The following is a 14617-nucleotide window of genomic DNA, read 5'->3' on the forward strand; positions in this document are numbered from 1 at the left end:
TTGTGTGGTCGTGTGGATAATGGGGACCGGAGCGGGGACAGCGTTTTAGCAAGGGATTTAGCGCTTGCTTTCCCGGCGAAGGAGTGCCCGCCAGGAAGGCACAAGACCCTGTGGATGACGATAGACCGCATTTTATGAAAATTTGAAGAAAATGGCGGTGATCGATTTCAACCGGGTTTAAGCCGGGTCTGGTTTCATGATGGTGGGATAGGGAAAAAGGTCCGCAATTCATGAAACATCACGCCGCATTCGGACTAGCGATGGAGGACATCGATGCTGTCGTCGTCGAGGACAGCAAGCCGATGCAGACGATTCTCCGGTCGATATTGCTCAGCTTCAAGGTTGCGCGCGTGCGGGTGTTCGATTCGGTCGACGAAGCGCTCGAGGCAAGTCTCGCCGAACCACCCAACGTGATTCTCACCGACTGGCGCATGGCGCCGACATCCGGCTACCAGTTCCTGCGTCTGGTGCGGCATCGCCACATGGAGCCGCTTTGTTATGTGCCGATTCTCTTCATTACGGCACATGGCACGCGGCCGCTGGTCGACAAGGCCTTGCGGGCAGGTGCGCACCACGTGCTGGTCAAGCCGGTTTCGCCGTCGACGCTGTTCAAGCGCCTCAAGTGGCTTCTTGCAGACGACCGGCCGATGATCCTGGAGAACTCCGGCTTCTATAATATCTATGGCATTCAAAAGGCCATGGATGAACAGGCGGAAAAGATGCAGTCGCTAGCCGGAGCCCGGCTGCACCACCGCGTTGCCACGCAAAAGCGTGCGGAAGTGGAAGGAGCCGTTGAGGCGGCATTCGACACCAAGGAAGAAGAGCCGGAAAAGGTCTTCGCCGGTGTGAAGAAGGAAGCGCCTCCCAAACAGCATTCCGCCGCTGCCAAACATATCCGCAATGCCGGCTTTGCGCCCTTCAAGGGGTTGAAACTTCACTGAAGCAGTCTGTTTTTGACCACCTTGGTGCGGTGTGCACCGGGCGTGACTGCGGCAATCGGCCCGCAGGCGCAAAATCCCGTTCTTTTCTGGCTGCCAAGTCTGGACAGATGCGGCCGTTGTCGCCATAGTCCGCGAAATTCCGTCCTGTCATGTTGGCGGGGCAACGGATGTTTCCGACTTGCAATCAAGGGACCTTCAAAGGGCCATGAAAACTCTGCTGCTAGAATTGTTCACCTGGTGGAACAGCCAGACAATGGGCACCCGCTTCTTCACGTGGCGCAAGGGTGAGTTTGTCGGTGAGGATGAGTTCGGTAACAAGTACTACAAGGAACGCGCAGGCAAGAAGCGCTGGGTGATCTATAACGGTCTTGCCGAAGCCTCAGCCATTCCCGCGGGCTGGCACGGCTGGATGCATCACCGCGTTGACACGCCGCCGTCCGAAGAAACCTATCACGCCAAACATTGGCAGCAGGGTCACAAGGCCAATCCGACGGGCACTCCGGCCGCTTACCGGCCGCACGGTTCCATCCTGACCCCGGAAAAACGCCCGGATGTGACCGGCGATTATGAAGCCTGGACCCCGGGCAGCTGATAACCGCGCATTGCGAAAATCAGGAATGAAATAGCCCCGCAATTGCGGGGCTTTTTTTGTTTCGGGCCAATCGGACGTTCAGCAACCTGAATGTTGTCTGAAGAAGTGACCTCAGATTATCCGCGCTCCAGGTGAGAAATTCAAAGGGGTATATGTAAATACATTTTACAATTCATAGTATATAATTTCAATTGTTTTTGTATCGAAAATATTTATTTGTGATTTGAGGCACATTACGCAAGGTAAAATAAGTTACAAGGGGAAGGATGTTAGTATTAGCTGAGGAGCAGACAAATGGACCAGGAATGGATGAAGCTCCAGGAGTTGAGCAACCGTCTTAACAATGTCTGCAAACCGGCCTGGGAAAATATTCTGATCAAGACAGGCAGCAGTTATGTAAACGCCGATGAGGCTGTTCGAAAGCTTTTGCCGAAAGGCTACGATACAGAGCCAGGCTGGGCCTGGACGGCGTTGAAGGCCACCATGAAAGGTCCCCTGGCTGCCGTGATCACCAATCCGGTGGCAGCAGGAATAGCGACTTTCTACATCATAGATGCCGTCAAGGGTGAAAAGGAACCGCTTCCGTCACCACCGCAGTTTGATACCGATCCGCAGAAATATCTTCAGTACATCAAGTTTCACTACAATCTGGTCTACATCAGCTCCACTCAGAAGATACTGAAAATGCAGGAAGCTGCGCGCACGGGCGGTTCGGTGAACATCGAACAGCTTCGCCGCTCGCTGGAGCGGTCTCCATTCGCGCATGTGCCGCGAGGCTACAAATCGTTCAAGCACGACAAACTGGAGGAAAACATCGAAGCCGGTTTGTGGGCGATATGGCTGACCAACCTGAGCAGCGATCACAAACTGGAACAGGTTTCCCGCGCGATGGGGGAGGATGACCGACATAATGCCAGCGGCGCGGCTCGAAAGTCCGACGGGAAATACCGTCACCACCTGTGGCAGAGACTGAAGGACCTTGGAGCGTTCGACCGGGCCTATTCGGGCGGCGTGAAGAAGCGTGACAATGCCAAATCTACCGATGGTTTCATGGGGAGCGGCACGCCATCTTACGAATATGAATTCTGGCTCAAGATAGCTCGGGATTTCTGGGCAAAAAATCAGTCACCGACGGAATTGTTTTATATCGCCCTGGAGGAACCGGCAGCCGAACTGGCTTTCCGGAACGCCATGAGGACGTTTGAATCGCAAGATTTTACGCACAGAATGAGCGCTTTCCTTTCGCCGTCCTGGTCGAAAATTCGCGATATAGTCGGCACCGGCAAAGGCGGAAAGAACTGAGCACGTTGCGCTGATTTATGAAGCCGGAGAAGGTTCTTTCGCCCATTGACAGAGAGAGACTGGCTGGCGACGACACGTCTGAAAGCCACGGCATTGCCGGAGCCGTTCCGGTCTGTTGTTGGCCTGGCTGTTCCTGCTTTGGTGGTGACGAACTAGGCTCGCAAGCAAGAAGACCTAGCGCTCGTACCAACTATCGAGCACCGCCAAAACCTCCTCACCACTGGCTTGAGGTGACAGGGCGTAGAAATCGGTTTCCAGCTTCAGGGCTTCGCTGAGCAGCTCGTTATAGGCAGCTTGAGGAACTTCCTCGGTGCCGAACTTGCTGAGGTGCTCGGTTACGAACTGAGTATCGAGCAGGGAATAGCCGCCGACGATCAGCCGGGCAACCAGATGCGCAAGGCACACCTTGGAAGCGTCGGTGCGGAAGGTGAACATGCTCTCGCCGAAAAAGGCGCCGTTCAGGCTGACACCGTAAAGCCCCCCGACAAGTTCGCCATCCTGCCATGCTTCAATGGTGTGGCAATAGCCCATGTCGAAAAGCTCGCCGTAGAGGCGCCTGATCTCCCGGTTGATCCAGGTTTTCTGGCGTCCGGGCATGGGTTCGGCACAGCCATCGATAACGCCCTGAAAATCCGTGCTGACCCGCACCTCGAACACGTCGTTGCGAATCGTCCGGCGCAGGCGGCGAGGCAGGTGAAAGTTGTTGAGGGGAAGGATGCCGCGACGCTCTGGCTCCAGCCAGAAGAGGCCAGGATCGTCGGCAGATTCTGCCATCGGAAACAGGCCGCAGGCATAGGCTTTCAACAGCACCTGCGGTGTGATTTCCATGATGATGTCGTCTTTGTAACCAGCCATGAGGCCTCACTTACCAGACGGGATGGGCAGATCAGCAGGTGTCGACTTGAGCACCCAAAATCTGATCGACCTGAGTGCCGGAGCACCTCATGCGCATTCCTTGGAACACGCGATGCTCCCGGCACTCGTCCCAGGATCCGGTCAGCTGGACTTCTTCGCCAGATATTGTTCCAGCCAGTGGATGTCGTACTGACCGTTCGCTATATCCTGATTTTCCACCAGATCGCGGAAAAGCGGAATAGTCGACTTGATTTCGTCAACCACAAATTCGTCCAGGCAACGACGCAGACGCATCATGCATTCCACGCGGTTACGGCCATGAACGATCAGCTTGCCGATCAGACTGTCATAATAAGGCGGGATCTTGTAGCCCTGATAGACACCGCTGTCGACGCGAACACCCAGACCGCCCGGCGGGTGGTAATAGGTGATCGTGCCCGGTGACGGCGTGAAGTTGACCGGATCTTCCGCGTTGATGCGGCATTCGATGGCGTGGCCTTCGAACGTGATGTCGTCCTGGGTCATATCCAGCGATCCACCTGCGGCGATGCGGATCTGCTCGTTGACGAGGTCGATGCCGGTGATCATCTCCGTAACAGGGTGTTCAACCTGCAGACGGGTGTTCATTTCAATGAAATAGAACTCGCCGTTCTCATAGAGGAATTCCACCGTGCCAACGCCGCGATACTTCAGCTTGCGCATGGCAGCAGCGACGATCTCGCCGATTTCCTTGCGCTGGCTGGCATTGAGGCTCGGGGAGGGAGCTTCTTCGAGCACCTTCTGGTGGCGGCGCTGCAGCGAACAGTCGCGTTCACCGAGGTGAACCGCATTGCCCTTGCCATCACCCAGAACCTGGATCTCGATATGCCGAGGCTTGCCGAGGTATTTTTCCATGTAGAGCGCGTCGTCGCCGAAGGCAGCCTTTGCTTCGGAACGTGCCGTGGACAGGGCTGTATCAAGCTCGGCTTCGGTGCGGGCAACCTTCATGCCGCGGCCACCGCCACCTGCAGCTGCCTTTACCAGAACCGGGTAGCCGATCTCGCGGGCGATCGCGTGGGCGTCGTCACCAGCCGTCACGGCACCGTCGGAGCCAGGAACAACCGGGATGCCGAGGTCCTTGGCCGTCTGCTTGGCCTGGATCTTGTCACCCATGATGCGAATGTGTTCAGCGGTCGGGCCGATGAATTCGATACCGTGTGCTTCAAGGATTTCCGCGAAACGGGCGTTTTCCGACAGGAAGCCGTAGCCCGGGTGGACAGCATCCGCTCCGGTGATTTCACAAGCCGCAAGAAGCTGCGGGATGTTCAGGTAGCTGTCGCGCGCGGCAGGCGGGCCAATGCAGACGCTTTCGTCTGCCAGGCGCACATGCATCGCATCCGCATCAGCGGTGGAGTGAACCGCAACGGTGGAGATGCCGAGCTCTTTACAGGCGCGCAGGATGCGCAGGGCGATCTCGCCGCGGTTGGCAATGAGAATCTTGGAGAACATGGCCACAACGGCTCCTTATTCGACGATAATAAGCGGTTCGCCGAATTCCACCGGCTGAGCGTCGTCCACAAGGATCTGCTTGACGGTGCCCGCCTTGGTGGCGGGAATGTGGTTCATGGTTTTCATGGCTTCGATGATCAGGATCGTCTGACCTTCCACCACCTTGTCGCCAACCTGAATGAAGGCCGGTGCGCCCGGTTCGGCGGCGAGATAGGCCGTGCCGACCATTGGCGAGGTTACGGTCGTGCCGGCGTGGGCCGGTTCGGCGGCAGGCGCTGCTGCTGCCGGGGAAGCGGCTGCGGCCGGTGCTGTCGGTGCGGCCATAGGTGCTGCAACGTTCACCGGTGCGCTGATCGTCATCTGACGGGCCACGCGAATGCGCGTGTCACCCTGTTCCAGTTCGATTTCCGAGAGATTTGTCTCATCCAGGAGAACGGCGAGGTCCCGGATCAGGGCCGTGTCGAATTTCTTGTTATCATTACGCATCATGTTTGGCTCTCATACTCGGTCCGCAAGACACGCAGCTGGCCGGCTCGCCGGGTGACCGCTCCATACCGGGATGGGGTCAGACCCGAAATATCCAGCCCTGCAACTCGATCAGGGTCCGTAAGGCCGGGGCCGCAACCACGCTCTTGCTCCGCCGTTGTTGGGCGGACAAAGATCTTCGGCCCGTCTCTTCCTGGAGGCGAGCCACGCTTCTTATAGGGATTCAATTGGAACAGGAAAACCCCCGATTTCTCACTGACATGAGGAATGGGGGTTTCCAACAGGCAAGTGAACGCCGAAACACTGTTTCGGCTCACAGGATCAGCAAGTGGTCTGGCCGCAATTCTGCAGCGCGTCGAGCTTCTGGCTCAGTTCCTCATAACCGACTGCGCCCATGACCACGTCGTTGCCGACCACATAGGACGGAGTGCCGGTCAAGCCGAGACGGTTGGCCAGGGAGTAGACTTCTTCAATCGTCTGGCCGGCTTCGTCCGTTTTCATGGACGCCAGGAGATCGTCTTCCGAAATGCCGACGGACGTCGCTGCGGCGAGGGCGCTGGCCCGGTTCGCCTGGCCGCGGCTCAGAAGCAGTTTTTCATGGAATTCGCCGTATTTCTCTGGCGCCACAGAGTTGACCGCGACAGCCACCTGGGCTGCTTCGACAGAGCCCTGGCCGAGAACCGGGAATTCCTTCAGGACGACTTTAAGGTCGGGGTTTTCATCGATCAGCTTGACCATGTCGCCGTGCGCGCGCTTGCAGTAGCCGCAGTTATAATCGAAGAACTCGACCAGGGTGACAGACCCTTCCGGATTGCCCAGAACCACCTGCCGCGACGAATTGAAAAGAACGTCGGCGCTTTCGTTGAGGGCTTCCACGCGCGCAACTTCTGCAGCTTCCTTTTCACGGCGATCGAGTTCGGTCAGCGCTTCGGCAATCACTTCAGGATGCTCAAGCAGATATTCCCGCACGATTTTTTCAATCTCACCGCGGTTCAGATCCTGAGCGGCAACCGGGCCAGCCAGCAGGGTAAGTGCAAGCGCGCAAGCCGACAGGACGCGCAGCAGCATCGGCGGGCAGAGCGACCCGGTCTTCAGGATCTGGATCTTCGGGGAAGTGTCGGTCATTCAAGGCTCCTCAGGTAACCGTCTTTCGTTCGAACGGCACCCATATGTGTCTGAGATATCAGCGGCCGTTGTTAGGCAGATTAGGTGGGTTGTACGCTACAATGTCGTCCGCTTGAAGCCATGCCGGCGTTCCTCTCTTCAAACTTTTTTGAGCACGCGCCGCGTAGCGTTTCGCAGCCTGGAAATCGCCACTCACCATCAGGCCTTTCGCAGTTGCCAAATCAGCTTCCGCACGCTCGCCCTGGCGGCCGTGGGCAATGGCCAGCTGACTGTAGGCAACGCCCGAGTTCTGGTCCCGCTGGATCGCCTCTTTCAAGATGCGTTCTGCCTCCGGCAGATTGGACTTGTCATTCGAAGCAACCAGCGCATACCCGAGCCAGGTGAGGAACTGCGGTTCGGTCGGTTTGAACGACAGAGCCTTGCGGAAGGGAGCGATCGCGCCTTTGGGATCGCCACCTTCGATCAGGGCCTGCCCCTTGAGCTCGTAATAATAGGGGTTGTTCGGCTGCGTGCGGATCAGGGCGTCTATCTCCTTGACCGCGCCTTTTCCCCGGCTCTTCATTGCGGCAATAGCGCGTGCGTATTGTGCCTGAGGGCTTTTGTCGCTGCGCGGATAGGCTCGCAACGTGGCGGACGGATGGCTGGTGAAGGCGAACAGTTTGGCCCGCACCATGTCGTGCCTGTATTGCAGTACATAGTCTTCCGGCTGGTTGAAGTATTTCGATTTCTGCGCGTCGGTCGCCAGACTGTTGTAGCGGTCCTGCGCCATCGGGTGGCTCTGGGCATAAGGGTCGGCGTACTTGCGGGTGAACATCTGCTGTTCCGACATGCGCTCGAAGGTCTTCAGCAGGCCGCGCGGACTTTGTCCGGTAGCACTCAGGTATTTGAGCGCGGCCCGGTCGGCTGCGGCTTCTTCGCCGCGCTGATAGGACAGGAACGACCGCTGGCCGACGGATCCCGAGCCCATGATCACAGCGCCACCGCCCGAAGCAACCTCACCGGACCCGGAGGCCGCACCGGCTGCCGCGGCACCCGCACCGAGAATCATGCCGATGACAGAGATGATCTGGGCATTGGCGGCAGCGGCACGCAGGCGCACGAGATGACGACCGGCGATGTGGCCAGATTCATGGGCAATCACGCCAATCACTTCACCGGGTGTTTCCGATTCCATGATGACACCGATGTTGATGAACATCCTGCGGCTGTCGGGAACGAAAGCGTTGAAGCTCTTGTCGTTGACCAGAATGATTTCCGGTTCTGAATTGGAAATGCCGGCAGCCTTGAAGATCGGCGTCGCATAGTCCTTCAGAAGATGTTCCGTTTCTGCATCGCGCACGAGCGGCAGACTGCGCCCCTGTGCCATCGCTGGTACCGAAACAAGAGGCAGGGCGAGGGCGCTTGCACAGGCAAGTGCGACCGCTTTACGCGCAAGGCTGCGAGGAAAATCGATTTTCAAAATGGCGGAACCAGGCACAGGTGCAAAACTCCAATCCGGACCGGAACGCTTTCCAGGCTCATCTTTGCTTAGATGTTATCCTGGGACATGGATGTGTGGCGAAGGTATGGAGGTGTGCGATGCGGGTCAAGGAAGCCGGCATGACAAAAAGGTAAGGTGCCGGGCCGTTGTCGTGCCGGAGCAGCCCGAAAGTTGCAACTGGCCGCACGCGTTGCATCGGATGGAAAAATCCGCGATAGGGTGAAGCCAGTTTCTCAGCCGGATTTTCAGGACACATGAACCAGCCTCTTTTTCAGCCGTCTCGCCGCAGTGACGTTGCCCCCTTCATCGCAATGGATGTTCTTGCCGAAGCGGCAAGTCTGGAAGCGCAGGGGCGCAAGATCATTCATATGGAAGTCGGGCAGCCATCGGCCCCGGCGCCCAAGGCTGCGTTGGATATGGCGAGAAAAGCTCTGGATCATGGTCGTCTCGGCTACACCGAAGCGCTTGGCATCCGCCCATTGCGCGAGGCATTGGCTGCGCATTATCGAACGACCTATGGCGTCGACGTGCCTGTCGAGCGGATCATGGCAACCACGGGCTCATCCGCCGGTTTCAATCTCGCCTTCCTTGCCGCGTTTGATCCCGGGGACCGAATTGTCCTGACGGCTCCCGGTTATCCGGCCTATCGCAACATCCTGAAAGCCCTTGGTCTCGTTGCGGTCGAGATCGAAGTCGGGGAGGAAACCCGGTGGAGCCTGACGCCAGCGCATCTGGAAGAGGCTCAAAAAGAAGGTCCTGTGAAGGGCGTCCTGGTTGCCAGTCCGGCCAATCCGACCGGAACGATGATGACGGCCGATGCGCTGGAAGACCTGATCCGCTATTGCGACGAGGCGGGCATATGGTTCATCTCGGATGAGATCTACCATGGGCTTTGCTACGACGGTGAAGAGAAGACAGCGCTGGAAACATCGCAGAATGTCATTATCGTCAACAGTTTCTCGAAATACTATTGCATGACCGGCTGGCGCATTGGCTGGCTGGTGTTGCCGGAGCAACTGGTGCGCCCAACAGAGCGGATTGCCCAGAGCCTCTATATTTCTCCGCCGGAGCTGTCCCAGATCGCTGCGGGAGCAGCACTCAACTCGGTGCAGGAACTGGAAGCGGTCAAGGCAGGGTATGCTGCCAACCGCGCCTTGCTTCTCGACGGGTTGCCGAAAATCGGTCTCGACAAGCTGTTGCCGGTAGATGGGGCCTTTTACATCTATGCAGATATTAGCCGGTTCAGCTCGGACAGTCTCGATTTCGCCAGGCGTATGCTGCACGAGGCAGGTGTCGCGGCAACGCCCGGTGTCGATTTCGATCCCGTGCACGGTCATGAGTTCTTGCGTTTTTCCTTTGCAGGTGCGCATGACGATATGAAGTTGGCGCTTGAGAAGCTCAGGGGTTTTCTCAAAGCAGTCTGAGCATCGATCGCATCGGACAACAAAAAAGGCGGCACACTGGCCGCCTTTTCCATTTCAAAGCTGGTTGATGTTACCGGTTCAGAAGAACGACCGGCCACGCTGCCACCAGCCGCCGCGTTTCGGCTTGTCTTCCTTGTCGTCGTCTCCGGATGTTTCGCTGGTTACGACAGGCTCGGCCGGCGCCTTGCGCGCAGGTGCTTCTTCTTCGGCATCGGCATCGGCTTCGCTGGCAATCGGCTGTTCGGAAGTTGGCGTTTCGACCACGATGGTGTCAGCTTCAGCCATCACCGGTGTCTCATCTGCCGCATCGGCCTCTACAGGAACGGCGGCACCGTCCTGCTGCGCAGTTTCTTCCGCAGGGCTTTCGCCGCTAGCGTCCGAAATCGTGTCGCCATCGACGGCCTTTGCCTCATCGGCCTGGGAAGCATCCTGTGATGCGGCACCCGCAGCTTCTGTTTCCTGACCGCTTTCGGCGACGGCTACGGCTTCAGAACCGGTCTGATCGTCCTGCTGTTCTTCAGAGGAAGCGGCTTCCCGAGTTTCGTCATTGGTCTCGCCGTCGTTTTCAGCGCCACCTTCTGCCTGCATATCGTCACCGTTGCGACGGCCGCGGCGACCACCACGGCGTCCACGGCGGCGCTTGCGACGCGGTTCATCGTCACCGTCCTCATCACCACCGGAACGGGCTTCCTGCGGCTGCTCGTCATCACCGTCGGCATCGTCTGCCTCGGCGTTGACCTGACGCGATTCGCCATCGTCCTGCTGGTTATCGGAACCACCCCTCCGGCGCTTGCGACGGCGGCGCCGGCGGCGGCCGTCATTGTCGTCTTCCTGAGCGAATTCCTCGATGTCCGGCTGTTCGGTGTCTTCGTCGATGATCTCGATCGTATCCGGCTGGACAATCGCAGGAACCGGCATCGGCACACGGTCGCGATCGACCGGTGCACCGCGCTCCAGAACGTAGAGCTGGCCATTGACCATGTCGTCCGCATGCACTTCGACATCGATGGCGAAGCGGGTTTCCAGATCGACCAGGTTCGATCGTTTCTGGTTGAGGATATAGAGCGCTACCTGCGTTGTGGTGCGAATGATCAGGTTGTGGGAGGCGCCTTTCAGAAGGTTGTCCTCAACCGAACGCAGCACGTGCAGGGCAACGGATTCCACAGACCGGATCATGCCGGTGCCCTGGCAATGCGGGCAAGGCGTGGTCGAGCTTTCCAGAACGCCGGTGCGGATGCGCTGACGCGACATTTCCAGCAGGCCGAAGTGCGAGATCCGGCCAACCTGAATGCGGGCGCGGTCGTTCTTCAGACAATCCTTCAGCTTGCGTTCGACCGACCGATTGTTCTTCGACTCTTCCATGTCGATGAAGTCGATGACGATCAGGCCGGCAAGATCGCGCAGGCGCAGCTGTCGGGTCACTTCTTCCGCCGCTTCCAGGTTCGTCTGGAGCGCGGTGTCCTCGATATTGTGTTCGCGGGTTGACTTGCCGGAGTTCACGTCGATCGAGACCAGAGCTTCGGTCTGGTTGATGACGATATAACCACCGGACTTCAGCGTTACCTGCGGCGAGAACATTGCATCGAGCTGCGGTTCGACACCGTAGCGGATAAATAGCGGCGAGGGGTCGCGGTAGGGCTGGACGTTCTTCGCATGGCTCGGCATGAGCATGCGCATGAAGTCCTTGGCCTCACGGTAGCCTTCTTCGCCCGCAACAAGGACCTCGTTGATGTCCTTGTTGTAGAGATCGCGGATCGATCGCTTGACCAGACTGCCTTCCTCGTAGACGAGGCTTGGAGCACTGGATTTCAAGGTCAGCTCGCGAACGTTTTCCCAAAGCCGCATCAGGTATTCGAAGTCGCGCTTGATCTCGGCCTTCGTCCGGCTTGCACCGGCGGTGCGCAGGATCACGCCCATGCCTTCCGGCACATCCAGTTCGGAGGCGATCTTCTTCAGGCGCTTGCGGTCAGTCGGCTGGGTAATTTTGCGCGAAATGCCGCCGCCACGGGCGGTGTTCGGCATCAGCACGGAATAGCGGCCTGCGAGCGACAGGTAGGTCGTCAGTGCGGCGCCCTTGTTGCCGCGCTCTTCCTTGACCACCTGCACCAGAATGATCTGGCGTCGCTTGATGACTTCCTGAATCTTGTATTGCTTGCGCAGCGGGATAATGCGTTCAGGAACTTCTTCCATCGCATCTTCCGCGCCGACGGATTCGACGGCATCGACATCATTGTCGGCATCATCGTCATCGTCGTTCTGACGCTGGCGGCGACGGCCGCGCCCGCGGCCACGCGAGCGCACCGGAGCCTCTTCTTCTTCGTCTGCTTCTTCCTCGGAAGAGGATGCTTCGTCTTCTTCTTCGTCGGAGGCGTCTCCGTCTGTGCTGCGCGCCGATACGCCTTCGCCATCCGTTTCGTCGGCAGAGGTCTCTTCGGAAACTGCGTCAGTATCTTCTGTGGCCTTTACGGCCTCTTCGTCGCCTTCTGCGGTGTCTTCGGAGGCATCCGCCTCAACCTTGTCGCTGGCAACGGTTTCAGCAGCCTCGTTTCGTGCTGCACGGGAGCGGCGGCGGCGCTTTGGTTTTTCTTCACCGTCCGAATCATCACGCTGTCTGTCGGCTGCTTCCGCAGCCAGAAGTGCTTCCCGGTCGGCAACAGGGATCTGATAGTAGTCAGGGTGAATTTCGCTGAAAGCGAGGAACCCGTGGCGATTTCCGCCATATTCGACGAATGCGGCCTGCAGGGACGGTTCGACCCGGGTTACCTTGGCAAGATATATGTTTCCGCGCAGTTGCTTCCGATTAGCTGCTTCAAAGTCGAATTCTTCAACCCGATTGCCACGCACGACGACGACCCGGGTCTCTTCCGGGTGGCCCGCGTCGATCAGCATTTTGTTTGCCATTATTGAACTTCTCCACGGCAGCACTCATGGGCGCATGTGCGAAACGCGCATCGCGCAGCAGGAGGATGTCTGCCGTATTTGTTTTGCTAAGATGAGAAAGAGCGTCTGCGCCCGGCGCGGTCGTATGATCAACGCAGGCAGCCGCTGAAGCGGTACCTTGCTGTATGTTGATCACCATGTGCATCGCGCGGGTCCTTCAGGCAACGCAGGCCCTTTAGTTAAGTCGTTGTACCTTCTGCCGGTATGCAGCCTGGCTTCGCCAATGGGCCTGCATCCGGTTCCGGAATGGGTCCGCTCCTAACGGCCGCCGAAAACCTCGCCGGGGAAACTGCCGTTTTGTAAGGGCAACACGTCGCGAGGCGGGGCGGTCTCAAAGAGGTGCCGATACCAGATCCACTGTCTTCCAGGGCTTGTCTTTAAGCGGCAGAACGGCCTCTGTTCTGTCGTTAGAAGGCCTGGGAATGCGATAGCGTTGTGGATAGACACCCATGTCAGCTATCTGGAAAGGTATCGGTTTCAAACCGAAATCCGTAAGGTACTTTTACGTTCCGTCGCAGCGCATTGCAAGCAATGTGAATTGGATATGGCATTTTCCTTGCGTGGCGGATGGCGTATGACAGGGCTGACGGGGGCTCAACACGCGAAGTTTTCGAGCGACATGGCCGAAATAATTGAGTTCAAGGACGGAATGAAACCGCAAGTAGACCAGGGACCGGGCAGTGTTTTGAGACTGGCGACGTCTTTCGCAGTGGTTTTGAGCATCTGCGTTGCTGCGTTTGCCGGCCTCACTTGCGCCGCATCTGCCGAACCGGAAAAGGCCCGGGTAACCGGAGCGCGCGTGGCGGGAGACGAGGCGCGCACGCGATTCGTTCTTGATATGAACCGTCAGGTGACACCGACCATCTCCGGCCTTGCCAATCCGGCCCGGTTGATCATTGACCTTCCCGAAGTGACATTTTCGCTGCCGGCCGATTCTGGCGAGAGCGGGCGAGGGCTTGTCACCGACTGGCGCTTCGGCCTCTTTGCGGTTGGAAGATCCCGTGTGGTGATGGACCTGACGGGACCGGTGAAGGTCGACAAGACATTTTTCCTGCCGGCTGTCGATGACCAGCCTGCGCGGCTTGTTGTGGACCTTGTCAGCGCGACAGCCGACGAATTCGACACCTTTGTCGAGACCTCAAGGCCCAAGCGCGTCGTCGCCGGGAGTGATTCCGCACCGAAAAGTGACCGTTTGACCGCTCCAAAGAACAGAGACAAGCCGCTAATCGTCCTCGATCCGGGGCATGGCGGTATTGACACCGGGGCGACAGGCGTCCACGGAACTCTCGAAAAGGCGATCGTTCTCGACTTCGCTCAGCTGCTCAAGGAAAAGCTGGACGAAAGCGGGCTCTACAACGTTCAACTTACCCGGGATGATGACACATTCATCCCGCTGGGGCGCCGAGTTGAAATCGGTCATGAACTTGAAGCCGATCTCTTCGTCTCCATTCACGCCGATTCTGTCCGGCGCGGGCAGAAATTGGCGCGTGGCGCGACCGTCTACACAATTTCAGACAGGGCGTCGGACCAACTGGCCGAAGATCTGGCCCAATCGGAAAACATGTCGGACGTCATCGCCGGTGTGGATCTGACGGAAGAGCCAACAGAGGTGACAGATATCCTGATCGATCTTGCGCGACGCGAAACGAGGTCGTTTTCGGTCTATTTCGCCAGGTCGCTGGTGGACGAACTCAAAAGCGCTGTCCGGCTGATCAACAATCCGCATCGTTCTGCGGGTTTCCGGGTGTTGAAGGCCCATGATGTGCCCTCGGTGCTGGTCGAGCTCGGCTACCTCTCCAACGAACATGACGAGAAGCTTCTGATTTCCGACGAATGGCGTGAACGCATGGCGAATGCCATGACCGAGGCTGTTCACGGATTTTTCCGGCCGCGGCTTGCGCGGCAACAAGCAGCACCGTCACAGTAAAAATCCTTGCATTGCTTTCAAAATGGCAGGTTAGCACTGGCGATTGCCTCAGCATCG

11 protein-coding genes are annotated in these 14617 nt (G+C 58.1%); 5 read left to right on the plus strand and 6 right to left on the minus strand.

Annotated features, from left to right (window positions below; all coding sequences use genetic code 11):
• Positions 1-230: 230 nt before the first annotated feature.
• The 3 genes from Q666_RS55445 (at position 231) to Q666_RS55455 (ending at position 2835) form a co-directional block, all read left to right on the plus strand.
• Positions 231-941 carry a response regulator gene (locus tag Q666_RS55445; protein ID WP_208993526.1) on the plus strand — a complete coding sequence of 237 codons (711 nt, stop codon included), beginning with the start codon at positions 231-233 and terminating at the stop codon, positions 939-941.
• Positions 942-1146: 205 nt separating this feature from the next.
• The gene (locus tag Q666_RS55450; protein ID WP_022998394.1) at positions 1147-1533 is read left to right on the plus strand and encodes an NADH:ubiquinone oxidoreductase subunit NDUFA12; all 387 of its coding nucleotides are present in this window, start codon (positions 1147-1149) and stop codon (positions 1531-1533) included.
• 294 nt (positions 1534-1827) lie between these two features.
• On the plus strand, positions 1828-2835 hold the full coding sequence (locus Q666_RS55455) for a hypothetical protein (protein WP_022998395.1): 1008 nt from the start codon (positions 1828-1830) through the stop codon (positions 2833-2835).
• 174 nt (positions 2836-3009) lie between these two features.
• On the opposite strand, the gene aat is transcribed toward Q666_RS55455, so the two are convergent.
• The 5 genes from aat to Q666_RS55480 form a co-directional block, all read right to left on the minus strand.
• A complete protein-coding gene (gene aat, locus Q666_RS55460) occupies positions 3010-3690 on the minus strand; it encodes a leucyl/phenylalanyl-tRNA--protein transferase (RefSeq protein ID WP_022998396.1) in 681 nt (226 codons plus the stop codon).
• A 141-nt stretch (positions 3691-3831) separates the two neighbouring features.
• Positions 3832-5178 (minus strand): acetyl-CoA carboxylase biotin carboxylase subunit, encoded by a 1347-nt coding sequence (gene accC, locus Q666_RS55465; RefSeq protein ID WP_022998397.1) that lies wholly within the window; start codon positions 5176-5178, stop codon positions 3832-3834.
• Between the two features lie 15 nt (positions 5179-5193).
• On the minus strand, positions 5194-5664 hold the full coding sequence (gene accB, locus Q666_RS55470; RefSeq protein ID WP_031268390.1) for an acetyl-CoA carboxylase biotin carboxyl carrier protein: 471 nt from the start codon (positions 5662-5664) through the stop codon (positions 5194-5196).
• Between the two features lie 321 nt (positions 5665-5985).
• The gene (locus Q666_RS55475; RefSeq protein ID WP_022998399.1) at positions 5986-6789 is read right to left on the minus strand and encodes a DsbA family protein; all 804 of its coding nucleotides are present in this window, start codon (positions 6787-6789) and stop codon (positions 5986-5988) included.
• Positions 6790-6847: 58 nt separating this feature from the next.
• Positions 6848-8266: a M48 family metalloprotease gene (locus Q666_RS55480; RefSeq protein ID WP_200863737.1), complete on the minus strand. Its 1419-nt coding sequence runs from the start codon at positions 8264-8266 to the stop codon at positions 6848-6850.
• 257 nt (positions 8267-8523) lie between these two features.
• Between Q666_RS55480 and Q666_RS55485 the strand changes: the two genes are divergently transcribed.
• The gene (locus Q666_RS55485; RefSeq protein WP_022998401.1) at positions 8524-9693 is read left to right on the plus strand and encodes a pyridoxal phosphate-dependent aminotransferase; all 1170 of its coding nucleotides are present in this window, start codon (positions 8524-8526) and stop codon (positions 9691-9693) included.
• A gap of 78 nt (positions 9694-9771) precedes the next feature.
• Here the strand turns inward: Q666_RS55485 and Q666_RS55490 are convergent, their stop codons facing one another.
• On the minus strand, positions 9772-12594 hold the full coding sequence (locus Q666_RS55490) for a ribonuclease E/G (protein WP_022998402.1): 2823 nt from the start codon (positions 12592-12594) through the stop codon (positions 9772-9774).
• A gap of 658 nt (positions 12595-13252) precedes the next feature.
• Between Q666_RS55490 and Q666_RS55495 the strand changes: the two genes are divergently transcribed.
• Positions 13253-14560, plus strand: a complete 1308-nt coding sequence (locus Q666_RS55495) for an N-acetylmuramoyl-L-alanine amidase (RefSeq protein WP_022998403.1) — start codon at positions 13253-13255, stop codon at positions 14558-14560.
• Positions 14561-14617 lie beyond the last annotated feature (57 nt).

Source organism: Labrenzia sp. C1B70 (assembly GCF_000475395.1).
GTDB classification, from domain to species: Bacteria; Pseudomonadota; Alphaproteobacteria; order Rhizobiales; family Stappiaceae; genus Roseibium; species Roseibium algicola.

What these genes read in the sequence shown, in the direction of transcription:
- Q666_RS55445 (WP_208993526.1), top strand. Translation starts at nt 231, where the DNA reads ATGAAACATCACGCCGCATTCGGACTAGCGATGGAGGACATCGATGCT.
- Q666_RS55450 (WP_022998394.1), top strand. Translation starts at nt 1,147, where the DNA reads ATGAAAACTCTGCTGCTAGAATTGTTCACCTGGTGGAACAGCCAGACA.
- Q666_RS55455 (WP_022998395.1), top strand. Translation starts at nt 1,828, where the DNA reads ATGGACCAGGAATGGATGAAGCTCCAGGAGTTGAGCAACCGTCTTAAC.
- aat (WP_022998396.1), bottom strand. Translation starts at nt 3,690, where the DNA reads ATGGCTGGTTACAAAGACGACATCATCATGGAAATCACACCGCAGGTG.
- accC (WP_022998397.1), bottom strand. Translation starts at nt 5,178, where the DNA reads ATGTTCTCCAAGATTCTCATTGCCAACCGCGGCGAGATCGCCCTGCGC.
- accB (WP_031268390.1), bottom strand. Translation starts at nt 5,664, where the DNA reads ATGCGTAATGATAACAAGAAATTCGACACGGCCCTGATCCGGGACCTC.
- Q666_RS55475 (WP_022998399.1), bottom strand. Translation starts at nt 6,789, where the DNA reads ATGACCGACACTTCCCCGAAGATCCAGATCCTGAAGACCGGGTCGCTC.
- Q666_RS55485 (WP_022998401.1), top strand. Translation starts at nt 8,524, where the DNA reads ATGAACCAGCCTCTTTTTCAGCCGTCTCGCCGCAGTGACGTTGCCCCC.
- Q666_RS55490 (WP_022998402.1), bottom strand. Translation starts at nt 12,594, where the DNA reads ATGGCAAACAAAATGCTGATCGACGCGGGCCACCCGGAAGAGACCCGG.
- Q666_RS55495 (WP_022998403.1), top strand. Translation starts at nt 13,253, where the DNA reads ATGGCCGAAATAATTGAGTTCAAGGACGGAATGAAACCGCAAGTAGAC.